General features: G+C 69.2%; 19 protein-coding genes. 15 read left to right on the top strand and 4 right to left on the bottom strand.

The genetic code is table 11. The features are described 5' to 3' along the window. Nucleotides 1–2: 2 nt before the first annotated feature. The 4 genes from B3K53_RS10665 to B3K53_RS10650 all read left to right on the top strand — a co-directional run bounded on the left by B3K53_RS10665 (nt 3) and on the right by B3K53_RS10650 (nt 4,024). On the top strand, nt 3–1,226 hold the full coding sequence (locus B3K53_RS10665) for a chemotaxis protein CheW (protein ID WP_292084240.1): 1,224 nt from the start codon (nt 3–5) through the stop codon (nt 1,224–1,226). Beyond that, entirely contained in the window at nt 1,223–1,687 is a 465-nt protein-coding gene (locus B3K53_RS10660) for a chemotaxis protein CheW (RefSeq protein WP_292084239.1), read from the top strand. The genes B3K53_RS10665 and B3K53_RS10660 overlap by 4 nt, the downstream gene beginning before the upstream one ends. 22 nt (nt 1,688–1,709) lie before the next feature. After that, entirely contained in the window at nt 1,710–3,308 is a 1,599-nt protein-coding gene (locus B3K53_RS10655; protein ID WP_292084238.1) for a methyl-accepting chemotaxis protein, read from the top strand. Between the two features lie 218 nt (nt 3,309–3,526). Then, nucleotides 3,527–4,024, top strand: a complete 498-nt coding sequence (locus tag B3K53_RS10650; RefSeq protein WP_292084237.1) for a hypothetical protein — start codon at nt 3,527–3,529, stop codon at nt 4,022–4,024. A 32-nt stretch (nt 4,025–4,056) separates the two neighbouring features. Here B3K53_RS10650 and B3K53_RS10645 read toward each other — a convergent pair whose 3' ends face one another. After that, a complete protein-coding gene (locus B3K53_RS10645; RefSeq protein WP_292084236.1) occupies nt 4,057–4,866 on the bottom strand; it encodes a CheR family methyltransferase in 810 nt (269 codons plus the stop codon). Continuing rightward, nucleotides 4,863–5,927, bottom strand: coding sequence for a protein-glutamate methylesterase/protein-glutamine glutaminase (locus B3K53_RS10640; protein WP_292084235.1), 1,065 nt, complete (start codon nt 5,925–5,927; stop codon nt 4,863–4,865). The genes B3K53_RS10645 and B3K53_RS10640 overlap by 4 nt, the downstream gene beginning before the upstream one ends. 130 nt (nt 5,928–6,057) lie before the next feature. On the opposite strand from B3K53_RS10640, the gene B3K53_RS10635 reads away from it, so the two are divergent. After that, complete coding sequence (locus tag B3K53_RS10635; RefSeq protein WP_292084234.1) at nt 6,058–7,008, top strand: rhodanese-related sulfurtransferase; 951 nt, start codon at nt 6,058–6,060, stop codon at nt 7,006–7,008. Between the two features lie 201 nt (nt 7,009–7,209). Then, on the top strand, nt 7,210–8,829 hold the full coding sequence (locus tag B3K53_RS10630) for an acyl-CoA dehydrogenase family protein (protein ID WP_292084233.1): 1,620 nt from the start codon (nt 7,210–7,212) through the stop codon (nt 8,827–8,829). 42 nt (nt 8,830–8,871) lie between these two features. Here the strand turns inward: B3K53_RS10630 and B3K53_RS10625 are convergent, their stop codons facing one another. Then, the gene (locus B3K53_RS10625) at nt 8,872–9,444 is read right to left on the bottom strand and encodes an OmpA family protein (RefSeq protein ID WP_390182630.1); all 573 of its coding nucleotides are present in this window, start codon (nt 9,442–9,444) and stop codon (nt 8,872–8,874) included. A 385-nt stretch (nt 9,445–9,829) separates the two neighbouring features. Between B3K53_RS10625 and B3K53_RS10620 the strand changes: the two genes are divergently transcribed. Then, nucleotides 9,830–10,645: a hypothetical protein gene (locus B3K53_RS10620; protein WP_292084232.1), complete on the top strand. Its 816-nt coding sequence runs from the start codon at nt 9,830–9,832 to the stop codon at nt 10,643–10,645. 13 nt (nt 10,646–10,658) lie between these two features. Here the strand turns inward: B3K53_RS10620 and B3K53_RS10615 are convergent, their stop codons facing one another. Next, nucleotides 10,659–11,432 (bottom strand): prepilin peptidase, encoded by a 774-nt coding sequence (locus tag B3K53_RS10615; RefSeq protein WP_292084231.1) that lies wholly within the window; start codon nt 11,430–11,432, stop codon nt 10,659–10,661. 302 nt (nt 11,433–11,734) lie between these two features. Between B3K53_RS10615 and B3K53_RS10610 the strand changes: the two genes are divergently transcribed. The 8 genes from B3K53_RS10610 (at nt 11,735) to B3K53_RS10575 (ending at nt 22,825) form a co-directional block, all read left to right on the top strand. Next, entirely contained in the window at nt 11,735–13,225 is a 1,491-nt protein-coding gene (locus tag B3K53_RS10610) for a hypothetical protein (protein ID WP_292084229.1), read from the top strand. A gap of 98 nt (nt 13,226–13,323) precedes the next feature. After that, on the top strand, nt 13,324–15,969 hold the full coding sequence (locus B3K53_RS10605; RefSeq protein WP_292084228.1) for a TonB-dependent receptor domain-containing protein: 2,646 nt from the start codon (nt 13,324–13,326) through the stop codon (nt 15,967–15,969). Between the two features lie 124 nt (nt 15,970–16,093). Further along, nucleotides 16,094–16,963, top strand: coding sequence for a type II secretion system protein N (locus B3K53_RS10600; RefSeq protein WP_292084227.1), 870 nt, complete (start codon nt 16,094–16,096; stop codon nt 16,961–16,963). Then, nucleotides 16,963–19,074 carry a type II secretion system secretin GspD gene (gspD, locus tag B3K53_RS10595; protein WP_292084226.1) on the top strand — a complete coding sequence of 704 codons (2,112 nt, stop codon included), beginning with the start codon at nt 16,963–16,965 and terminating at the stop codon, nt 19,072–19,074. The genes B3K53_RS10600 and gspD overlap by 1 nt, the downstream gene beginning before the upstream one ends. A 5-nt stretch (nt 19,075–19,079) precedes the next feature. Further along, nucleotides 19,080–20,582 (top strand): type II secretion system ATPase GspE, encoded by a 1,503-nt coding sequence (gspE, locus tag B3K53_RS10590; protein ID WP_292084224.1) that lies wholly within the window; start codon nt 19,080–19,082, stop codon nt 20,580–20,582. Beyond that, on the top strand, nt 20,582–21,796 hold the full coding sequence (gene gspF, locus B3K53_RS10585) for a type II secretion system inner membrane protein GspF (RefSeq protein WP_292084223.1): 1,215 nt from the start codon (nt 20,582–20,584) through the stop codon (nt 21,794–21,796). Before gspE ends, gspF begins: the two co-directional genes overlap by 1 nt. Before the next feature lie 14 nt (nt 21,797–21,810). Further along, entirely contained in the window at nt 21,811–22,332 is a 522-nt protein-coding gene (gspG, locus tag B3K53_RS10580; protein WP_292084222.1) for a type II secretion system major pseudopilin GspG, read from the top strand. 85 nt (nt 22,333–22,417) lie between these two features. Next, complete coding sequence (locus B3K53_RS10575) at nt 22,418–22,825, top strand: GspH/FimT family pseudopilin (protein WP_409515787.1); 408 nt, start codon at nt 22,418–22,420, stop codon at nt 22,823–22,825. Nucleotides 22,826–22,949: the final 124 nt, after the last annotated feature.

Below are 22,949 nucleotides of genomic sequence, written 5' to 3'. Positions count from 1 at the left end.
GAATGCTGCGGCGAGCGCTTCGCCATGCCCCAGGCCAGCATCATCGAACTGGTCAGCGCCAATGGAACGGCGGGTCGCCGCATCGAACAGATCAACGGCGCCGAGGTGCTGCGCTGCGCGACCGGTTGTTGCCTCTGGTGTCCCTGCAAGCCCTGCTGGGGCTGGAGGCGCCCGAAGGGCCGCGCGGCGAGGCTTGCATTGTCGTGGCCCGGGTCGGGGCTTTCGACTTCGGCGTCATCGTCGACCGGGTGTTCGACACGGAGGAGATCGTGGTCAAGCCGACAGCCTCGATCCTGCGTCACCTGAAGCTCTATTCCGGGGCCACCATCCTCGGGGACGGGGCGGTCATCATGATCCTGGACTTCAAGGGCATGGCGGTCGAGGCGGGCGCGGGGTCCCTGCTGAACGGCGGCGACGAGGTCCTGATCGAAGCCGCGACCGGCGAGGCGGACGTCGAGGCCCTGCTGGTCTTCCGCGCCGCCGACGACGGGTTGAAGGCCGCGCCGCTGGCGGGCGTGGCGCGCATCGAGGAATTGGAGCCCTCGATGCTGGAATGGGCCGACGGGCGCTCGCTGGTCCAGTATCGCGGCCAACTGATGCCGGTGCTGGGCGCCGACGGGGCGGCCCTGTCGCGCGCGCCTGAGGCCAAGCGGCCCCTGCTGGTCTTTTCGCGCGGGGCGCGCAGTCTGGGCCTGATGGCCGAGGAGATCGTCGACATCATCGAGGCGACGGCGAGCGCCGAACTGACGGGGGCCTCCACCGGGGTCAGCGGCAGCCTGGTGGTGGCGGGCCGGGCCACCGAGCTGATCGACGTGGACTTCTACTGGCGGCGCTGCGACGGCGAGGTCGGGCGGGAGGGCGAGGCGGCCGTTCCGCCCGCGCCCGCCCGCGTCCCCAAGCGTCTGCTGGTCGTGGATGACAGCCCCTTCGTGCGGATGCTGCTGGGGCCGTTGCTGGGCCAGGCGGGCTATGATGTCGAGGTGGCTTCCGATCCCGAGGCGGCGCTAGCGCTTCACGACGCGGGCGCAGCCTTCGACCTCATCCTGGCCGACACCAGCCCTGCCGGATCGACGGCGCGGCGGATGGCGACCGCCTTTGGCCGCGCCTCGGCCTGGCACGCCACGCCCCTGCTGGGCCTGGGCGCCGCCTTCCTCAGCGGCCCGCCGCAGGAGGCCCTGCTGAGCGAGGTGGCCGAAGTCCTTTCCCACGATCAGGAGGCCGCATGAGCCCTGCGTCGACAGACCCTTCGCTCGAAGGCTTCGTTTCCGTGCGCGTCGGCGAGCAGATGATCGGGGTGCCTCTGCTGCGGGTTCAGGACGTGATCGCCCCGGTGCGGATCGACCGCGTGCCTCTGGCCCCGTTCGAGGTGGCCGGGTCGCTGAACCTGCGCGGGCGCATCATCACCGCCGTCGACATGCGCCGCCGCCTGGGCCTGCCGCCGCGCGAGGTCGGCCAGCCCCACATGAGCGTCATCGTCGAACGCGGCGGCGAGCTTTACGCGCTTCAGGTCGAGGACGTCGGCGACGTCCTGTGGCTGGACCGCGCGGCCAGGGAGCCTCTGCCCGTCACCCTGGCCCCCGAATGGCGGACCCTGTGCGACGGACTGTACCGCCACGACGACGCCTCCCTGCTGATCCTCAACATCGAACAGACCTTCACCCTGTCCGCCCCGGCCGCTGCGGCCTGATCGGACCACCAAGGAGCCTGCCATGTCGCGCACCGCCGCCGCCGCTAAAGCTGCTGAGAGCCTGGACGATCTGATCGTGGCCGGGCCCGAGGACGATCCCGACGCCTTCGCCCGCGCGGTGGTGCGGTCCACCTCGGCCGCCCTGATGATGGTCGACCGCGACCTGACCATCATCGATCTGAACGACGCCACCCGCGCCCTGCTGAAGGCCAATGAAGCCGCCTTCGCCAAGGCCTTCCCCGGAGTGGCGCTGGACCGGATGGTGGGCACCTCCATCGACGTCTTCCACAAGGACCCATCGCACCAGCGCGCCATGCTGGCCCACCCCCTGGCTCGCCCGCACATCGCCGAGATCAGCGTCGGCGACCTGCGGTTCGCGCTCCGGGTCATGGCGGTGCTGGACGCCGGCGGCGACTACGTCGGCAATGTGCTGGAGTGGAACGACGTCACCGAGCTGCGCAAGCACGCCGGCATGCTGGAGGCGCTGAGCAAGGCCCAGGCGGTGATCGAATTCAATCTGGACGGGACGATCCAGAGCGCCAACGGCAACTTCCTGAGCACTACCGGCTATCGGTCGGAGGAGAACGTCGGCCGCCATCACTCCATGTTCGTCGATCCCGCCGAGGTGCAATCGGGCGCCTATCGCGCCTTCTGGGAGAAGCTGGGGCGCGGCGAATACGACGCCGGTCAGTACCGTCGGGTCGGCAAGGACGGGCGCGAGGTCTGGCTGCAGGCCAGCTACAACCCCATCCTCGACGCGCGCGGCACGCCGCTCAAGGTGGTCAAGTTCGCCACCGACATCAGCGCCCAGAAGCAGGTGGCGGCGCGGGTGACGGAAATCTCGGGCATCGTCGCCTCGGCGGCTTCGCAGATGCGGGCCACGGCCGAGGGCATGGCGGGCACGGCCGAGGAAACCACGCGCCAGGCCGGGTCCGTGACGGCAGCGGCCGAGGTCACCTCGGTCAACGTCCAGACCGTGTCCTCGGCGGGCGAGGAACTGACCGCCTCCATCGCCGAGATCGCGCGGCAGGTGGCCGAGTCCAGCAGCATCTCCCAGCACGCCGTGACCGAGGCCGACCGCACCAGCGAGGCCATCCGCACCCTGGCCGACGCCGCGCAGAAGATCGGCAATGTCGTCACCCTGATCAACGACATCGCCGGCCAGACCAAGCTTCTGGCGCTCAACGCCACCATCGAGGCGGCGCGGGCGGGCGAGGCGGGCAAGGGCTTCGCCGTCGTGGCGTCCGAGGTGAAGAGCCTGTCGGATCAGACGGCGCGGGCGACGCACGAAATCTCGTCCCAGGTGGCGGCCATGCAGTCGGCGACCCAGACCTCGGTTGGGGCCATCGGCAGCATCACCGACACCATCCGCAAGGTGGCCGACATCGCCTCGGCCATCGCCGGGGCGGTCGAGGAACAGTCCGCCGCCACCCGCGAAATCGCCGCCAACGTGACTCAAGTCGCCGAGGGCACGCGTCAGGTCTCGACCAGCATCGCCGGGGTCAACGCCGCGGCCGTGCAGACCAGCGACGCCTCGTCGGAACTGCTCAACGCCTCGGGCGAACTGGCCCGCCAGGCCGAAGCCTTGACGGCGGAAATGGATCGCCTCGCCGCCGCCTGAGCCCCGAGGGCCGCGACGGGACGAAGAGGGGGCGAAGGCGGCGCGACGCCGTCTTCGCCCCCTGAGTAATCCTTCAATTCTCCCTTGTCGTGCAGCGACGGGGAGGGGGCGCAGCAGAGGCTTGAAAGCCAATCGAGGCCGCTTCATCTAGTACCCAGACGTGTGAAGGTACTTCTCTTGGGCTGCCGTTACACGAATGCACCATTCGGGGGGCGATGATGGCTGACGACGTCAAAAATGAGCGGTTTCTTACCCGCGATCAGGTGGAGACGTATATCCGCGACGCCCACGCCGAGGCGAAGCAGATCGGTCGTCGCTGGCAACTCATTGTCGGCGTCGGCAACGGTGCCGGCTTCACGGCGGTCGGGGCGCGCATCACTGAGGTTTTGAGTGGTCCGGTAACTGCTCAAAGCAAGGCGATCATTGCGCTCCTTTTCCCTTCCGCGATCCTATTTGGGATGGGATTGATTGTGGTCGGGGTTTCGACCCTCCTCAATGTCGCTCGCGCAGAGGCAACCTTAAGCGCTCTTCACAGCGTTCGATACGCGATGATCGATGGTGATCTTCATGAAGCATGGCCAGAGCCATTCAGTCCAAAAGAGTTTATCGATAGGTGGTTTCTCGAACTAATTTCTGCCATTGCATTTGTAGCGGGGATAGCTGCGCCATTGTTGCAGTTGTCGTTGGTATTTATACGTGACGGTCATTTTAGCTAATAAAATTACAAGCGCAGTGTCTCAGCCCCGGGTTAGCCGCCCCGTCTGAACACCCCGCGCAGCCCCACGACCGGCGCAAAGCCGCTGTCCAATCCCACCACCGTCTCCGCACTCCCCAGCACCAAAGCGCCGTGGGGTTCCAGCGCCTGACCGATCTGGGTCAGGGCGGTCTGCTTCCGCTCGCGGTCGAAGTAGATCAGCACGTTGCGGCAGAAGATCAGGTCGAACCGGCCCAGACCCGCTGTTCCCGCCAGCAGGTTGTGCGGGGCGAACCGCACCATCGACCGCACCTGCGGCGACAGCAGCCACTGATCCCCCTGACGCGTGAACCAGCGGGCCAGTCGTGTTTCGGTCAAACCGCGCCGCACCTCGAAGTCGCTGTAAAGGCCGCTGCGGGCGCGCTCCAGTATCGGCTGGGACATGTCCGTGGCCAGGATCTCGATACGCCAGCCGGGCATCCGCGCCTGCTCCTCCATCAGCAGCATGGCCAAGGAATAGGGCTCCTGTCCGCTGGAGCAGGCGGCGCTCCAGATGCGAAGGGTGCGGCTGTCCGCCCGCGCCGCCAGAAGGTCGGGCAGCAGGGTGTCGCGCAGCTGGTCGAAGGGCGTCGTGTCGCGAAAGAAGAAGGATTCATGCGTCGCCATGGCGTCGATGCAGCGCTGGGCCAGGGCCCCGGATGGCTCGGCGCCGACGCGGGCCAGCATCTGATCCAGACCGTCAAACCCGTCCTTGCGGGCCAGAGGCTCCAGCCGGCTTTTCAGCAGATAGTCCTTGTCCGCTGTCAGAACGAGGCCGGAGCGGTCCAGCACCAGCTTGCGGAAGCCCTCATAGGCGGCGGTCATGCGCAGGCCCTCCGCACCCAGGGCGCGATCTGGTTGATCGGCAGAACCGCCTCGGCCAGTCCCGTTTTCGCCGCGGCGCCGGGCATGCCCCAGACCACGCTGGTCGCCTCGTCCTGAACAATGAAGCGCCCGCCGGCCTCGGCCACGGCGCGGCAGCCCTCGGCGCCGTCAGAGCCCATGCCCGTCAGGATCACCGCCAGCAGGCCGGGGCCATAGACCGCCGCCGCCGAGCGCAGCATGGGATCGACCGAGGGCCGACAGAAGTGCTCGGGCGCTTCCTGATTCAGCCGGATGACCGGCACCTTTCCGCTGCGGCCCACCGTCATGTGCCAGCCGCCCGGCGCCACATAGATGCGGCCCGGCAGGACGGGCTCGCCGTCGCGGGCCTCGGCGGCGGGGCGTCCGCCCGCGCGCTCCAGCTGCTCGGCCAGCATGGCGGTGAAGGTCGGCGGCATGTGCTGGGTCAGCAGCACCGCCTGCTCCAGCTCGCCCTTCAGGGCCTCGAACAGGCTCATCAGGGCGGGCGGCGCCCCGGTCGAGCCGCCGATGGCCACGACCTGAGGCCGGACCGGCGGCGACAGGGGGGCGGGGCGAACGGCGGGAGCCACAACGGTCGGCGCGCTTACGGGCGAACCCTGCCGACCCAGAGCCTTCACCTTGGCGGTCAGTTCGCGGGCGAAGTCCTCGGCCCCGACCAGGCCGCCCGTCTCGGGCTTGGGCACATAGTCGGCGGCCCCGGCCTGCAGCGCCTGCAGGCTGATGCGGGCGTTGCGCCGCGTCAGGGTCGAGGCCATGACCACCTTCACGTCCGGCTGGCGCTGCAGGATCAGGGGCAGGGCGGTCAGCCCGTCCATGACCGGCATCTCGATGTCCAGCACCACCACGTCGACGGGCGTCCGCGCCAGCTCCGCCAGCGCCGCCTCGCCATTGGCGGCGCGCGCCACGACGCTCAGCGCCGGGTCGCGTTCCAGCGTCTGCACGATCAGGCCGCGCACGATGGCGCTGTCGTCCACGACCATGACGCGAATGCGGGGGTCTCGAACGGGCGCGGCTTCCGGCAAGGCGAGTATCCTTCAGGTTGAAGGCTGAATGTAACTCATAGTTGTAAACAAGCTGTCGCCGTGACGCGCGGGGCTGCGGGGCCTATAGAGGCCGCTTCCTTTTCATCGCCGCCCGCCGGGACCTCCTTTCGTGACGCCTGAAACCGCCTCGCCCGTCTGCGTCGCCGCCCTCTATCGCTTTGCCCCGATTGCGGACCGCGAAGCCGTGCAGGCGCATCTGCTGGACCTGTGCGGGACCGAGGTACGCGGCACGCTTCTGGTCGCCCACGAAGGTCTGAACGGCACCATCGCCGGGCCGGACGCCGCCGTCGCCCGCGTGGTGGACGGCATCCGCGCCATGCCCGGCTTTGACCGGCTGGAGCTGAAATACTCGACCGCCGAGGTCATGCCGTTTCACCGCATGAAGGTGCGGCTGAAGGCCGAGATCGTCACCATGGGCGTGACCGACATCGACCCGGTCGACGGCGTCGGCGCCTATGTCTCGCCCCAGGACTGGAACGCCCTGATCGCCGATCCCGACACCATCGTGATCGACACCCGCAACGACTACGAGGTCGAGGTCGGGACCTTCGCGGGCGCGATCCAGCCCAACACGCGCACCTTCCGCGAGTTTCCCGACTGGTTCCGCACCGAGGGCCGCGCCCTGCTGGACCGGCCCAATCCGCCCAAGGTCGCCATGTACTGCACCGGCGGCATCCGCTGCGAAAAGGCCACAGCCTTCCTCAAGGCCGAGGGCGTCGAGCAGGTCTTCCATCTGGAAGGCGGCATCCTGAAATACCTCGAGACCATCCCCGAGCCCGAGAGCCTGTGGCGCGGCGACTGCTTCGTCTTCGACGAGCGCGTCGCGGTCGGCCATGGCCTGAAGGAAGGCGATCACAGCCTGTGCCGCGGCTGCCGCATGCCGGTCAGCCCCGAGGCGCGCCTGTCGCCCTTGTATGTTGAGGGCGTCTGCTGCGAGCGGTGCCACGACGCACGCACCGACGAACAGCGCGAGGGCTATGCCGAGCGGCACAGGCAGATGGAGATCGCCGCGCGGCGCGGCGTCGGGCATGTGGGGGCGGTGCAGAAGCGGGCAGACTAACCCACCCCCGCTCATCCCCGCGGAGGCGGGGACCCAATGCTTTGGCTGTAGTCGCGGTTGGCTGGGTTGCTGCTTTCACCCGAAGTGCTTGGGGCTCTTACTGGGTCCCCGCCTCCGCGGGGATGAGCGGAAAGAGGGGGCCGGTTTCGCCTCTCGCCGCGCCCGTGCCATGCTCGCGTCGAGCCTGAACGGAGCCCGCCGATGTCGTCCTTGCGTCCTATCGCCGACCTCGACACCCACGAAGTGACCAACCAGCCGCCGCCGCTGGAGGACGTCAACCTTTTCACCGGCGACCGGGCGCTGCTGGATGCGGTGCGCCGCGCGGGCGGGGGGCAGCACGAAGCCCGATTGACGGCCCTCGGCGCTCGTTGCGGCTCGGCCGAGGTCATCGACTGGGGCGTTCAGGCCAACCGCGTGCCGCCGGTGCTGGACACCCACGACCGCTACGGCCGCCGCATCGACGAGGTGACCTTTCATCCGGCCTATCATCAGTTGATGCAACTCGGGCTGGAGGCGGGGCTGGCCTCCGCCGCCTGGGACGGCACGGCGAACGGCCATGTCCTGCACGCCGCCGTCCTGTTCCTGACGGGGCAGGCGGACTCGGGGACCAGTTGTCCCATGACCATGACCTACGCCTCGGTTCCCGCCTTGGCGGTCGAGCCGGACGTGGGCGCGTCGTGGATCGAGAAGATCAGGGGCGGGCGCTACGACCCCGCCGTCCGTCCGGCCTCGGACAAAGCGGGCGTCACCATCGGCATGGCCATGACCGAGAAGCAGGGTGGGTCCGACGTGCGCGCCAACGCCACCCGCGCCGAGCCGACGGGCGAGGAGGGCTGGTATCGGCTGACGGGGCACAAGTGGTTCTGCTCGGCCCCCATGTCGGACGCCTTCCTGACGCTGGCCCAGGCGCCGGGCGGCCTGACCTGTTTCCTGCTGCCGCGCTGGCTGCCGGACGGAACGCGCAATGCGGGCTTCCGCGTCGTGCGGCTGAAGGACAAGATGGGCGACCGCTCCAACGCCTCGTCCGAGGTCGAGTATCACGGCGCCCTGGCCCAGAGGATCGGCGAGGAGGGGCGAGGCGTCGCCGCCATCATCCGCATGGTCCAGCACACCCGGCTGGACTGCGTGATCGGCTCGGCCCAGCAGATGCGCGGGGCGCTGGCTCAGGCGATCTGGCACGCCGCCCACCGCACCGCCTTTCAGAAACGGCTGATCGACCAGCCGATGATGGCGGCGGTCCTGGCCGATCTGGCGGTCGAAAGCGAGGCGGCCACGGCCCTGTCGCTGCACCTGGCGGGAACCTTCGACCGCGACGAGCCGGTCGGCCGGCTGCTGACGCCGATCGCCAAATACCAGGTCTGCAAGCGCGCGTCGGGGATGATCTATGAGGCGATGGAGAGTCTCGGCGGGGCGGGCTACGTGGAGACCGGCCCCATGCCGCGCCTGTTCCGCCAATCGCCGCTGAACGCCATCTGGGAGGGTTCGGGCAATGTCATCGCGCTCGATGTGCTGCGCGCGTTCGGACGCGAACCGGAGGCGGTCGAGGCCCTGCGCGGGTTTCTGGAGGCCGTGCGCGGACGGGACGGCGCCTATGACCGTTGGCTGGATGGGTTGGACCTCGCTCCGGCGTCGGAGGGCGCGGCGCGCCTGACGGTCGAACGGCTGGCGCTGGCGGCGCAGGCCGCGGTGCTGCTGATGAACGAAAGCCCCGTCGCCGGGTCCTTCTGTCGTCTGCGCCTTGAACCGCGCGGCGCGGCCTATGGCGCGTTTGACGCGAACATCAATGCGGACAAGATCCTGGGTCGGGCCTCACCCGCCTGAAACAACAGGCGGCGGCTCGCACGGGCAAGCCGCCGCCGCCGGTCAGCTGAGGACGATGATCGCCACGCGGCGATTTTGCGCCCGGCCTTCGCGGGTGTTGTTCGGCGCGACCGGCTTGGTCTCGCCATAGGAGATGGTGGCCATGCGGTTCAGGGCGATGCCCTGGCTGCTGAGGTAGCGGCGCACGGCTTCGGCGCGAGCCTGACCGAGCTGCTCGTTCATGCGCTCGTCCCCGGCCGAGTCGGTGTGTCCCTGGATTTCCAGGTAGACGTTGCGGTTTTCGGCCTTGAGGCGCTGCACCAGTTCGGAGAGGCGCTGTTCGGCCTCCGGCGACAGGGCGTCGCGGTTGACCGGGAACTTCACCGAGTCGTCGGACAGCACCATCTCGTACAGGAACTTGCCTTCGGCCAGCTTGTGCGCGGCGTTGGCCCGAGCGAGCGCTTCGCCGGCGGTGCCTTCGACCTGGGTCAGATGACTGTCGACCTGTGTGACGCGTTCGTCGACGACGGCGACGTTTTCACGCACGAAGCGATGGCTCGCACACCCGCTTGCGGTCAGCCCTACCAGCACCACCACTGCACTGGCCGCGACCGCCTTAGATGTCAGTTTGATCAAGTTGAGTCTCCTTCGTTCCGGGGCGCTACTCCGGGGATTGCGCGTTGCTGCACCCGCAGATGCAGGGAACGGCGCTGCAAAGACGCGCAACCGAAGACATGGTTTCAGCTTAACCATAGAAAAACTTTAGAAATCACCGATTTTGCAAAGTTGGGCGTATTCAAGGCGCGGCGCCATGATGCTGACGCGGATGAAGGGTTACCAGAGAGCGCCTCAATGTCCTGAGGTCGCGCGTCGGGATATTCATTTTGTTCAGTTTAGTCTTGTCAGCGGTGAAGCTTAGGGAAGCGACTGCTTGAGCGGCGCAAGATCAGACGGTTCCTTTTCGGTTCCGCGTCATGCGGCGTCGCCGGGGCGGCGCAAGGCGAGGCGGCGAGCCCTGACCATGGTCGCCAGCGTCGGCGCGCACCTGCTGGTGTTGGCCCTGATCCTGCTGGCCCCGGCCAAGACGCCCGTCTATCCGCCCGAGGCCGAACCGATCGAGGTGATGCTGGTCGATCCGCCGCCGCCGGCCCCTGTGCCGTCGCCGGATGAAGGCGGAGGGGGATCGCCCGCGCCCGCCCCGACGCCGGCCCCTGCGCCGGTTCCCACGCCTGCGCCCGAGAAAAAGCCGGCCAAGGCCCAGCGCGCCGCGCCGACGCGGCCTTCGCCCCGGCCCAGCCGGCCGGCGCCGCGCTCGCCGACGGTCGCCCCGGTGCCGATCACCGCCCCGGCGCCCAGCGTTTCCTATGTCTTTCTGGGCGACGCGGCCCTGGCCGGAGCCATGACGGCGGGCGGCGGGGCCGGAAACGGGGCCGGTTCGGGAACGGGCAGCGGGACCGGGGCCGGCAGCGGATCGGGCAGCGGCGACGGCTCGGGCTCCGGCCAAGGCGGGTCGTGCGACATGGTTCGACGCCTGCAGAACGCCCTGCGCGACGCGCCCGGCGTCCGCGCCGCCCTGAACGAAGCCTATCGCACCTCGGGGGCCAATGGTCGCGCCATCCTGGTGTGGAACGGCGACTGGGTGCTGAGCCCCGGTCAGGAAGGCAAGGGGCTGGCGGGCGTGCGTCAGGCCGTGGCGGTCACCGTCGGCTTCACGCCGCGCGCCTGCAAGACCGAGACGGTGCGGGGCTATGTCCTGCTGACCCTGGGCGACGGCCCGGGCGCGGCGCGGCTGGCCCTGGGAACGGGCCAGTGGCGCTGGGGCGACCTGCTGCGCTGATCCCGGCCGTGACTCAGCTCAGGCCCAGCGGGCCGTAGAGCCAGGTCAGCCAGACGCCGATGGACAGGAAGACGCCGAACGGCAGGCGGTCGGTCGCCGACACGCGACGCCGCACGATCAGCATGGCCAGCACGACGCTGAGTCCAGCGGCCGAGGCCCACAGAAGGACGCTGGGCAGGCCCGTCCAGCCGACCCAGGCGCCGCTGGCGCCCAGCAGGAAGGGATCGCCGCCGCCCAGGCCTTCGCGCCCGCGCACGACTCTATAGAGGCGGGCCAGCAGCCACAGTCCGCCGAAGCCCACCAAGGCGCCGATCAGCGGCGGGATCAGGGCCGAGGGGAAGGCGGCGCCAAGGCCGCCGGGATAGAGCAGGACCGCCGCGATCAGGCCGCTGACGAACAGGGGCAGGGTCAACTGGTCGGGCAGCCAGAAGTGCTCGGCGTCGACCAGGGCGATGATCAGCAGGTTCCACCCCAGCACCCCGGTCATCAGGGCCATGGTGAAGTCGCCGGAAGACAGCCCGGCCCAGACCCCGATCAGGCCCGATCCCAGTTCAATCAGCGGATAGCGGAGGGGGATCTTCGAGCCGCAGTCGGAACAGCGTCCGCGCGACAGGGCCCAGCTGAGCAGCGGGATCATGCGCCAGGGCTTCAGCGTTCGGCCGCAGCCGCCGCACCGCGAACGGCCGAACACCACGTCCTCGCCGCGCGGCAGGCGCAGACTGACCAGGCCCAGGAAGCTGCCGACTATTAGGCCGACGCCCCCCAGGAAGGCGGCGTAAATCAACATGGGTCGCCTCCCCGGCGCGTGGTTGTCGCCCTCAACTAGCGGGCGCGGACGGATTGGGGGAGGCGGAATCGTCGCCAGGCATCGGCGGAATATGAAATCCACGCCGTGTCAGGACGGTCTTTCATGCAAGCGGCGCCACAGCTTCATGGAACGGCGTCTGATTTGTCGTGGTTCGGCGGCGGCGGTGTCACATCCGGCTTCTAGGGGAGGGGCCGGGCAGGCGGGCGCCGATCATCCAATTTCGGACAATCCGTCCGGACGTCCTCCTGCATGTCTCATTGGCTTGGACACGGTGGAGAACGATGACCGCTCTCAAGACGAAAACCCTGCTCGCGGTCGCCGCCAGCGCCCTGGCCCTGGCCGCCTGCGGCGGCGACGGCACCTCTGAACTGCAGAACCCCGGCAACACCGGCGGCAACCCGGGAACGGGCGGCGGCGGCAACAACGGCGGCGGCGGCACGGGCGGCTCGACCGGCGCCTGCCCGACCCACCCGAACGTGACCAAGGTCACGGTCGGCACCGAGGAGCACTGCCGCATCTCGGGCGAGATCACCACCAACCTGACCCTGACGGCCGGCCCGGCCTACCAGCTGAACGGCACGGTCAAGGTCGGCAAGGACGTCGGCTTCGACGGCCAGAAGGCCGGCGGCGTCACCGCCGTCCTGTCGATCGACCCGGGTGTGAAGATCTACGCCGGCACCCGCACCTCGCAACTGGCCATCCAGCGCGGCTCGCGCATCAACGCCCAGGGCACCGCCGCCCAGCCCATCATCTTCACCAGCGCCGACGCGCTCGGTTACGCCACGACCCTGGGTCTGGCCAACGCCCGTTCGCCCCTCGGCGCCGGCGTCCGCGACGACCCCTATTCGGGCGAGTGGGGCGGCCTGTCGCTGCTCGGCCGCGGCGTGATCAACAACTGCCCGGCCGCTCCGGCCGTCTGTGAAGCCGAAGCCGAAGGCGGCTCGGGCCTGTACGGCGGCAATGTGCCGAACGACACCTCGGGCACCCTGCGCTACGTCCGCGTCGAATACGCCGGCGTGCGCTTCACCGAGACCAACGAGCTGAACGCCATCGCCTTCTGGGGCGTCGGTTCGGGCTCAACCGTCGACTATGTCCAAGCCCACAACGGCGGCGACGACACGGTCGAGTTCTTCGGCGGTTCGGTCAACGCCAAGCACCTGGTGCTGACGGGCGCCGACGACGACAGCCTGGACTGGACCTTCGGCTGGAACGGCAAGGTCCAGCACGTGGTCATCGCCCAGAACCCGCTGCAGCTGGCCGGCGACGCCGGTTACGAGGCCGACAACAACGAACTGGGCTTCGACATCCTGCCGCGTTCCGCTCCGACCATCTCGAACGTGACCCTGGTCGGCAACACCACGGCTGGCGCCGGTCTGCGCCTGCGCCGCGGCACCGCCGGCAAGCTCTACAACCACGTCGTGTCCGGCAACTTCCAGCGCGGCCTGCGCATCGACGACGCCGCCACCTACGCGCAAGCCGACGCCGGCAATCTGTCGCTGCGCTCCTTCTACATCTCGACGGCGACGCCCTTCCACAGCACCCAGGCCCAGGCCGTCTTCACCAAGGACGCCAACAACCGCACGGGCGCCTCGACCCTGTCGTCCTACGTCTCGGGCGGCAAGGCCTACATCAATGGCGTCAACGAGAACGGCGTGACCTCGGTCGATCCGCGCACGATCGACGCCTTCTTCGACGCCGCCCCCTACGTCGGCGCGGTCCGTGACTCGGCTTCCAACTGGACGCTGAACTGGACCCGCTGGCTGAACGACTAAGGGTCGCCTCGATCCTTGAGCGGCGGGCGGCTGATCAGCCGCCCGCCGTCTCGCCTTTCCTCCTTCTTTCCGGCGCTCGCACCGAAGGACTTCTTGAGATGACGCCTACCCGCACGATCGGCCTCGCCGGCCTGCTCGCCAGCACCGTCCTGACCGCTCCGGCCCTGGCCTGGGGCCAGGACGCCGCGCCTTCGGCCCCCGCGCCGCAAGACCCCGAGGCCGTTTCGACGGTCGAGGACATCGTCGTGCGCGGCCGCTTCGTGCCGGACGTCAAGCGCGAGACCTCGGCGGTCGCCAACATCCTCACCGAAGAAGACATCAAGCGTTCTGGCGACTCGGAGATCGGCGAAGCCCTGGCCCGCGTCACCGGCCTGTCCATCGTCGGCGACGGCTATGTCTATGTGCGCGGCCTCGGCGATCGCTACTCCAGCATCGTGCTGGACGGCTCGACCCTGCCCAGCCCCGAGCCGCTGAAGCGCGTGGTGCCGCTGGACCTGTTCCCGACCTCGCTGGTGTCGAACGCCCAGATCCAGAAGACCTATTCGGCCCAGTACCCGGGCGAGTTCGGCGGCGGCCTGATCGCCCTCTCGACGCGCGCCATTCCCAATGAACGCTTCCTGTCCTTCGGCGCCTCGATCAGCGCCGAGACGGAATCTACCGGCAAGGAAGGTCTTTACTGGGACGCCGGCGGCAAGCTGTCGAACATCGGCATCGCTGACAACAGTTTGAACCTGCCCAAGTTCATTGCCATCGACCCCTCGCTGAAGTCCTTCGCCAACAACCCGACCATGCTGCAGGCGGCGGGGCGCTCGCTGCGCAACATCTGGTCGATCGACGGCGACAAGAACCTGCCGGACTTCGGCTTCAACCTGTCGGGCGCCGAGATCGTCGACCTGTCGAACGGCATCCGCCTGGGCGGCTTCGTCGCCGTCGACTACGACTATCAGGTCCGCAACCGCGAGGGCGTGCGCAACTCGTTCGAGGTGAACGGCGGCGTCAACGACCAGATCAGCCCCGAGGCCTGCGCCGGCGCGGGCGGCCTGTCGAACGCGACGGGCTGCGGCTTCCAGCGCACGGAACAGGAATACGCCCTCAACGCCCTGGGCGCCTTCGGCATCGAGTTCAACGAGAACCATGAGCTGAAGCTGACCACCCTGCTGCTGCGCAAGACGCGCCAGCAGGCCCTGATCGAGCGCGGCCTGTTCTCGGCCGACCCCGGCCTGATCCGCAGCTTCCAGCGCCTGAACTGGATCGAGCAGCAGATGAACTCGAACCAGTTGTCGGGTCGTCACGTCTTCATGCTGCCGATGGCGCTGGATCGGCTGCAGATCGACTGGCGCGCGGCCTATTCGACCGCCTCGCGCGACACGCCCTATCGTCGCGAATACTCCTATCGTCTGGAGCCGGACAACGTCTTCCGCCTGACGCCGGGGTCGGATTCCAACCGCACCTTCTTCAGCGCCCTGGAAGACGAGAACATCGAGTTCGGTCTCGACTTCACCCTGAACGGCATGATCGCCGACCGCGAGATCACCCTGAAGGCCGGCGGCCTGCATCAGGAGCGCGAGCGCGACTTCGCCAGTCGCCGCTACTCCTTCCAGCCGGCGGCGGGCGTGATCATCACCCCGGCCCTGCGGTCCTATGTGCCCGAGATCATCTTCAGCCCCGACAACATCGGCGGCAACGCGGGCTACACCCTGCGCGACATCACCGATCCGTCGGACTTCTTCGACGCGACCATGGAGATCAACGCGGCCTACGCCTCGGCCGAGATCGAGGTGATCAAGGACCTGCGCGTCACGGCCGGCGTCCGCTACGAAGACTCCGAGCAGCAGGTGAACAGCTTCATCCCGCTGGGCGAGACCGGCGCGGGCGACCCCATTAACGCCGACCTGGCCCAGGACTTCTGGCTGCCCACGGCGACGGCGACCTGGGAGTTCGCCGACAACATGCAGCTGCGCTTCGGCTATTCGAAGACGATCAACCGTCCCGATCTGCGCGAACTGGCCAACGCCCTGTTCCTGGATGACGACTCCAACACCCTGGAGCGCGGCAATCCGAACCTGAAGATCGCCGAGATCCAGAACTACGACCTGCGCTGGGAATGGTATTTCGGCCAGCGTCAATCGGCCACCATCGGCCTGTTCTACAAGTCCTTCGACAACCCGATCGAGCGCACCTATCAGCCGATCGGCGAGGGCTTCGGCCGTTCGTTCCAGAACGCCCAGGAAGCCACCCTGAAGGGCGTCGAGGCCGAGATCGACTACACCCTGCCGATGGACGTCTGGGCCCCGAACCTGACCTGGTTCCAGGACAACGAGGTCTTCGTCGTCGCCAACGTGACCTGGTCGGATTCGGAAGTGACCGACGCGGCCTATACCCGCGCCCTGCAAGGTCAGTCGGAATGGCTGGGCAACCTGCAGTTGGGCTTCGAGAACACCACCGCCCGTCGCCGCGCCACCCTGCTGGTCAACTATCAGGGCGAGCGGATTTCGGACGCCGGCATCATCACCGGCTCGACCCGTCTGCCGGACGTGGTCGAGACCCCGCCGATCCTGCTGGACCTGGTCGCGAGCCAGACCTTCACCGTCGGCGGTCGCGACTATGACGTCGGCGCCAAGGTCGAGAACATCCTGGGCGAGGAATACGAGCGCAGCCAGTCCTTCGCCAACGGCGGCAAGGGCGTGGTCGAGGGCTACAAGCTGGGCACCACCTTCTCGCTCAGCCTGTCCACCACCTTCTGATCCGCATACGGCCACGTTGTCACGACAACGTCTCAAGGCCGTCATCGTGACGTGAGGCTTCGACCCCGGCTGCTGGAGTAAGCAGCCGGGGTTCCCGTTTTCGGGGGTGTTCGGAGCGTCGGGCGTGATCGCACGGGTCGGGGAATGGGGGCGTCAGGCGCGCACGGCGATCGCCGCGCGGCCGGGGCGTGTTCGCGCGGGCGTCGAGATCGCCCTGCTTGCCCTGCTGGCGGTTCAGGCCGGGCGTCTGGCCTGGATCGTCGTCGCGCCCCAGCCCGAAGCGGCGGTCGCCGCCCGCGCCGAGGCCGCGCCCGTGGACGCCTCCATCTTCCAGCGTTTCGACGCCTTCTTCCGCACTGGCGACAAGAGCAGTCTGGCCGAGGCGGCGGGCGCCGACAGCGACGCCCTGCGCCTGTTCGGGGTGCGCGCGGGCGGGCCGGACGGCGGCTCGGCCATCATCGGTCTGCCTGACGGGCGTCAGGTCTCGGTCGGGGTGGGCGAGACCATTTCCGAGGGCCTGACCCTGGCCTCGGTCGGCGAGGATTTCGTCACGGTGTCGCGCGGGGGATCGGTCAGCCGCCTGGTCTTCATCGAGACGCCTGCGGGCGCGGCCACGCCGCCCCCGCCGCCCTCGACCGCCCAGGTCGTGACGCCGACGGGGGCTCCAGCCCCGGTATCGGCTGCGGCCCCCGCCGCCGCGCCGACCGGCCCGGTCGTCGATCCGCAGCGGCTGATGGCCCAGGCCTCGCTGCGCCCGCGCATGGACGGGCTTCGCATCAAGGGCTTCACCCTGGCCGCGCGCGGCGACGGGGCGGCGCTGAGGGCGGCGGGCCTGCAGTCCGGCGACGTCATCCTGGCCGTCAACGGGGCCGAACTGAACAGTCTGGAACGTCTGTCCGAACTGGGCGGCGAGCTTTCCGGCAGCAGCGCCGCCGAGATCCGCTTCGAGCGGAACGGCCGGGTGCAGACCACCACCATAAGGACCGGCCAGTGATGCGCCTTCACCGCACTTTCGCCGCCGTCGCCCTGTCGGCCCTGATCGCCGCCCAAGGGCCTTTGCTGGCCTCGCCGGCTCTGGCTCAGGAGGGCGCGCGCCAGACCCTGAACGTCCAGGGCGCTGACATCCGCGCCTTCATTCAGGACGTGGCGCGGACCACGGGCCGCACCTTCATCGTCGACCCCGCCGTGACCGGCAACGTCACCGTGACCAGCCAGAGGGCGCTGAACAAGACCGAGCTGTTCGAGGTCTTCCTGTCCACCCTGCGGGCCAACGGCCTGGTGGTGACGCCGACCAGTTCCGGCGCCTATCGCATCAGCCCGGCCCAGGGCGCGGCCCAGGGACCGGCCACCGTCGGGTCGGAACGCTTCTCGACCCAGGTCTTCCAGCTGCGCAACATCGACGCCGCCTCGGCCGCCGAGACCATCCGCCCTCTGGTCGGCGCGCAGGGTCAGGTGTTGGCCAATCCCAGCGGCAACAGCGTCGTGGTCGCTGACTTCGCCGACAACCTGAGCCGCATCCGCAGCCTGATCCAGCGCATCGACGTGGACCGGGCCGCGTTCGACGTGGTGACGCTGGAGAACTCCTCCGCCGCCGAGATCGCGGGCGTACTGGCTCAGGTCCTGGCCCCGCCCGGCGGCCAGCCGGGGCAGGGCATGGTGTCGGTGACGCCGGTGGCCAGCTCCAACTCCGTCATCCTGCGCGGCGACCCCGCCGCCGTGGCCCGCGTCCGGCCTCTGGTCGAGGATCTGGACCGCCGCGCCCGCTCGGCCGACGACGTCAAGGTCGTCTTCCTGCAACACGCCAATGCCGAGCAGCTGCTGCCCGTACTGCAACAGATCGTCGGCCAGCCGGTCACGGCGGCCAGCGCCACCGCAACGCCGACCGCTACGCGCGGAACTGGCGAAGCCGCCGCCGCGCCGCAAGTCGTGGCTCCGGCCGCGCCGGTCGCGGGCCAGAAGGCCAGCATCGCCCGCTTCCCCGGCGCCAACGCCCTGGTCATCTCGGCTTCGGCGGATACGCAACGGATGTTGGCCGAGGTCATCCGCCAGCTCGACAGTCGCCGCCAACAAGTCCTGATCGAGGCCATCGTCGTCGAGCTGGGCGACACCGCCGTGCGTGAGCTGGGGGTCCAGTGGCTGCTGGCTGGATCGGACGGCACGCCGATCGGCCTGACCAACTATTCCGACCGCGCCGCGCCTCTGGTCCCGCTGGCGGGCGGGGCCGCCGCCGGCCAGCTCGACAAGGACGATCCTCTGCGCGAGCAGCTTCAGAACCTGGCGCTCAACAGCCTGGTCGGCGCCAACGGGTTCATCGGCGGAGGCGGCGGGCGCATCGGCTCGGACGGCCTGTTCGGCTTCATCATCAACGCGGCCAAGTCGGACGAGGGCTCCAACCTGCTGCAGACCCCGTCGCTGATGACGCTGGACAACGAGGAAGCCACCATCCTGGTCGGGCAGGAGGTGCCGATCACCACCGGCGAGGCCCTGCTGGACGGCAACTCCAACCCCTTCCGCACGACCCAGCGTCAGGACATCGGCGTCAAGCTGATCGTCAAGCCGCAGATCAATGCGGGCGGCTCCATCACCCTCTTCCTGCGGCAGGAGGTGTCCAGCATCAACGGCGTCCTGACGCGCGGCGCATCCGATCTGGTGCTCAACAAGCGCGAGCTGGAGACGACCCTGGTGGTGGACGACGGCGAGATCGCGGTCGCCGGCGGCCTGCTGGATCAGAACGACCGCCTGTCGGTCGACAAGGTGCCGGGTCTGGGCGACGTGCCGGTGCTCGGCAACCTGTTCAAGTCCACCAGCCGCCAGCGCGGACGAACCAATCTGATGGTCTTCATCCGCCCGACCATCATCCGCACGCCGGGCGACGCCCAGCAACTGAGCGCCGACCGCTGGGGCTATATGCGCGGCGAGCAAATCCGCTCGCAGCCGGGCGTCGAGCCCAGCCTGGACGAGATGCTGCGCGACTATATGCGGACCCAGGCCCCGGTCGCGCCGCGCGCCATCGACAACCCGGCGCCGGGGGGGACCGCGCCCGTGGGCGAGGTCACGATCTCGCCGCTCGCCCCCGCTTCGAACGCCGTCTCGCCGCAGGGCTGAGGGTCATGATCACCCTGGTCAATCCGACGCTTCCCTATGGGTTCGCCAAGCGGAACGGCGTCATCCTGCTGGACGCCGGCGACATCGCCGTGGTCGGTTTGCGCGACGGCGCCGATCCCCTGGCCCTGGTCGAGACGCGCCGGGCTCTGGGGCGGCCCTTGCAGGTCCAGTCGATGGATCAGGCCGAGTTCGACCGTCGCCTGTCCGACGTCTATGCGGGCGATCTGAACGCGGCGGGCGATCAGCAGATGGATATGCCGTCGGGGCTGGACGGTCTGATCGAGGATCTGCCCGCCGCCGCCGACCTGCTGGACTCCGCCGACGACGCCCCGGTCATCCGCATGATCAACGGCATCATCGCCGAGGCCGTGCGCGCGGGCGCCTCGGACATCCACCTGGAGCCCTATGAGAGCGCCCTGATCGTGCGGATGCGCGTCGACGGCGTGCTGCGCGAAAGCCTCAGTCTGAACCCGCGCATCACGCCGCTGCTGGTGTCGCGCATCAAGGTCATGGCCCGGCTCGACATCGCCGAGAAGCGCGTGCCTCAGGACGGGCGCATCCCCCTGGCCCTGGGCGGCAAGACGCTGGACGTGCGCGTCTCGACCCTGCCGTCGCGGGCGGGCGAGCGGGTGGTGCTGCGCATCCTCGACAAGGATCAGGCGGGCCTGTCGCTGGACCAGCTGGGCATGGAGGCCGAGGCGCATGACGCCTTCCGCACGGCCCTGCGCGAACCCAACGGCATTATCCTCGTCACCGGCCCGACCGGCTCGGGCAAGACGACCAGTCTCTATGCGGGCCTCAGCCTGCTCAACGACGCCACGCGCAACATCCTGACGGTCGAGGACCCGGTCGAATACGCCATCGACGGCGTCGGCCAGACCCAGGTCAATCCCAAGGTCGGCATGACCTTCGCGGCGGGCCTGCGCGCCATCCTGCGTCAGGACCCGGACGTGGTCATGGTCGGCGAAATCCGCGACGTGGAGACGGCCAGCGTCGCCGTTCAGGCTTCGCTGACCGGGCATCTGGTCCTGTCCACCGTCCACACCAACGACGCCGCCGGTGCCGTGACGCGCCTGCGCGACATGGGGGTGGAGCCCTTCCTCCTGGCCTCGACCCTGCGCCTGATCGTGGCCCAGCGGTTGGTGCGCCGCCTGTGCGGCGAGTGCCGCCAGTCCGAAGCCGCCGACGCCGCCACGGCGCGCCTGATCGGTGTTCAGAAGGGCGCGACCGTCTGGCGCGCCCAGGGCTGCGGCGCGTGCAACCACACCGGCTATGTCGGCCGCGTCGGCGTCTATGAGACGCTGAAGATCGACGACAAGGTCCGCCGCCTGATCGCCGCCGAGGCCGATGAAGAGGCTCTCATCAATGCCGCCTTCCCGAACGGCGGCACCCTGTCGGACCGGGCGCGCGCCCTGGTGCTGGCGGGCGTCACCTCGGTCGAGGAGGCGGTGCGCGTCACCCGTCAGGAGACGCCCGAGGCCCATCCCCTGCCTGAGGCCGTGGCCTGATGCCCGCCTTCGACTACAGCGCCGTGGACGTTTCAGGCCGCACCGTCGCGGGCGTGCTGACCGCGCCGGACGAGGCGGCGGCGAAGACGGCGCTGGCGCGTCGCCGCCTGATGCCCCTGTCGCTCAGCCGCGCCTCGGGCGTCGCCGCGACGACCGAAAAGACCCCGCGCCGCAGCCGCAAGCTGTCCAGCCGCACCCTGGCCCTGACCACGCGTCAGCTGGCCACCCTGATCACCGTCGCCCCGGTGGACGAGGCCCTGCGCACCCTGATGCTTCAGGCCGAACGTCCCGACGTGCGCGCCGTCCTGTCGGGCGTCCATGCGGGCGTGGTCGAGGGGCAGCGCCTGTCCGAAGCCATGGCGCGTCAGGGCGCGGCCTTTCCGCCGCTCTATCGCGCCACCGTGGCGGCGGGCGAGGCGTCGGGCGCGCTCGGCCCCATTCTGGAGCGTCTGGCCGAGGGGCTGGAGCGCGACCAGCAGGTGCGCGGCAAGGTCATCACCGCCCTGGTCTATCCCGCCGTCCTGGCCCTGGTGGCGCTGGGCGTCGTGACGGCCCTGATGGTCTTCGTCGTGCCCAAGGTGGTCGATCAGTTCGACAGCATGAACCAGACCCTGCCCCTGCTGACGCGGGCGGTGATCGGCGTGTCCGACCTGATGCGGCACTGGGGCTGGCTGATCGCCCTGCTGCTGGTCGGCGGAGTCGGCGGCTTCGGTGTGGGGATGAGGAACCCCGGCTTCCGGCTGGCGGTGGATCGGCGACTGTTACGCCTGCCCGTCGTCGGGCGGCTGACGCGCGACCTGCACGGGGCGCGGATGGCGCGCACCCTGTCGACCATGATCGCGGCGGGCCTGCCGGTGCTGGAAGGTCTGACCATCACGGCGCGTACCGTGTCCAACCGGGCGTTGCGGGCCTCGACCGAGATGATGGCCGACGCCGTACGCGAGGGCGGGGGCCTGTCCGCCGCCATGCGTCGCGCCGACGTCTTCCCGCCCATCCTGGTGCACATGACCGCGTCCGGCGAGGCCAGCGGCCGGCTGGAGCCGATGATGGAGCGCGCCGCCGACTATCTGGAGCGCGAGTTCAGCGCCTTCACCGCCGTCATGCTCAGCTTCCTCGAACCGGCGATCATCGTCGTCATGGGCGGCGTGGTCGCCCTGATCGTCCTGTCGATCCTTCTGCCCATCCTTCAGATCAACACCCTGGCGATGGGGTGAGACCGGAACCCGCCATGACCGAAATCCAGCCGCATCACGCCTCCATCGACAGCGTTCCTTTTTGCGCTCAAGCAGCGACGCGCCGCGCGCGTCGCGGTAGCGCTCTTCGACGTCAAGCCCGGCAGGGCTTTACGCTGGTCGAACTCATGGTGGTCATCGTCATCATCGGCCTGCTGGCGACGGTGGTGGCGATCAACGTCCTGCCGACGCAGGACAAGGCCATGGTCGGCAAGGCGCGGGCCGACATCTCGACCCTGGAGCAGGCCATCGAGACCTACCGCCTCGACAATCTGGTCTTCCCCGACGCCCAGAGCGGATTGCAGGCCCTGACGTCGCCGCCCGCCGGTCTGGCCCGCCCGGAACGCTATCGCGAGGGCGGCTATATCCGCCGTCTGCCGGAAGATCCCTGGGGCAACGCCTACCAATACCGCCGCCCGTCCGCCCACGGCGGCCAGTTCGACGTCTTCTCCTTCGGCGCCGACGGCAAGGAAGGGGGCGAGGGCAATGACGCCGACATCGGCAACTGGCAGAGCTGAGGGGCGCGACCGCGCTCAAGCAGCAGCGCGCCGCGCGGCCTGCGATAGCGCCCAAAGACATGGCTTCACCCTGGTGGAGCTGCTGATGGTGGTCGCCATCATGGGTCTTGCCGCCTCGGCCGTGGTGCTGGCCGTGCCCGACCCCCGCCCGCCCGTCGGCGACGAGGCCGAACGCTTCGCCGCGCGCCTCGTCCGAGCGCGCGAAGAAGCCCTGCTGACCAACCGCGCCGTGGCGGTCGAGGCGACGGCGACGGGCTACGCCTTTTCCAGCTTCGACGGCGTCCAGTGGTCGCCCCTGACCGACGGCCCGTTCGGCGAGGAGCATTGGGCCGAGGACACAGTCGCGCGGCCCGAGGGTCAGCCGGCGGACGCGCCCCTGCGCGTCGTCTTCGACCCGACCGGCGTGACCGACGCCGCAGCCCTGACCCTGTCGCGCGGCCCGCGCGCCGTGACCGTCGCCGTCGATGGGGCAGGCGAGGTGCGGGTGAAATGATCCGCCCTATCCGCTCATCCCGGCGACGGCCGGGATCCAGATTATATGGCGCAAGGGCTGGCTTTTACGGGTCCAGGAGCAATCCCGCCCCCGCGCGCTTTGGCATCTGGATCCCGGCCTTCGC

Origin of the sequence: Brevundimonas sp. UBA7506, assembly GCF_002479495.1 — a bacterium.
GTDB lineage: Bacteria > Pseudomonadota > Alphaproteobacteria > Caulobacterales > Caulobacteraceae > Brevundimonas.
The sequence above is the reverse complement of the archived record's forward strand: the minus strand, read 5'-3'. Positions and strand labels throughout refer to the sequence as shown.

What these genes read in the sequence shown, in the direction of transcription:
- B3K53_RS10645 (WP_292084236.1), bottom strand. Translation starts at nt 4,866, where the DNA reads ATGACCGCCGCCTATGAGGGCTTCCGCAAGCTGGTGCTGGACCGCTCC.
- B3K53_RS10660 (WP_292084239.1), top strand. Translation starts at nt 1,223, where the DNA reads ATGAGCCCTGCGTCGACAGACCCTTCGCTCGAAGGCTTCGTTTCCGTG.
- B3K53_RS10610 (WP_292084229.1), top strand. Translation starts at nt 11,735, where the DNA reads ATGACCGCTCTCAAGACGAAAACCCTGCTCGCGGTCGCCGCCAGCGCC.
- B3K53_RS10665 (WP_292084240.1), top strand. Translation starts at nt 3, where the DNA reads ATGCTGCGGCGAGCGCTTCGCCATGCCCCAGGCCAGCATCATCGAACT.
- gspD (WP_292084226.1), top strand. Translation starts at nt 16,963, where the DNA reads ATGCGCCTTCACCGCACTTTCGCCGCCGTCGCCCTGTCGGCCCTGATC.
- B3K53_RS10615 (WP_292084231.1), bottom strand. Translation starts at nt 11,432, where the DNA reads ATGTTGATTTACGCCGCCTTCCTGGGGGGCGTCGGCCTAATAGTCGGC.
- B3K53_RS10605 (WP_292084228.1), top strand. Translation starts at nt 13,324, where the DNA reads ATGACGCCTACCCGCACGATCGGCCTCGCCGGCCTGCTCGCCAGCACC.
- B3K53_RS10655 (WP_292084238.1), top strand. Translation starts at nt 1,710, where the DNA reads ATGTCGCGCACCGCCGCCGCCGCTAAAGCTGCTGAGAGCCTGGACGAT.
- gspG (WP_292084222.1), top strand. Translation starts at nt 21,811, where the DNA reads ATGACCGAAATCCAGCCGCATCACGCCTCCATCGACAGCGTTCCTTTT.
- B3K53_RS10650 (WP_292084237.1), top strand. Translation starts at nt 3,527, where the DNA reads ATGGCTGACGACGTCAAAAATGAGCGGTTTCTTACCCGCGATCAGGTG.
- gspE (WP_292084224.1), top strand. Translation starts at nt 19,080, where the DNA reads ATGATCACCCTGGTCAATCCGACGCTTCCCTATGGGTTCGCCAAGCGG.
- gspF (WP_292084223.1), top strand. Translation starts at nt 20,582, where the DNA reads ATGCCCGCCTTCGACTACAGCGCCGTGGACGTTTCAGGCCGCACCGTC.
- B3K53_RS10620 (WP_292084232.1), top strand. Translation starts at nt 9,830, where the DNA reads ATGGTCGCCAGCGTCGGCGCGCACCTGCTGGTGTTGGCCCTGATCCTG.
- B3K53_RS10630 (WP_292084233.1), top strand. Translation starts at nt 7,210, where the DNA reads ATGTCGTCCTTGCGTCCTATCGCCGACCTCGACACCCACGAAGTGACC.
- B3K53_RS10575 (WP_409515787.1), top strand. Translation starts at nt 22,418, where the DNA reads ATGGTGGTCGCCATCATGGGTCTTGCCGCCTCGGCCGTGGTGCTGGCC.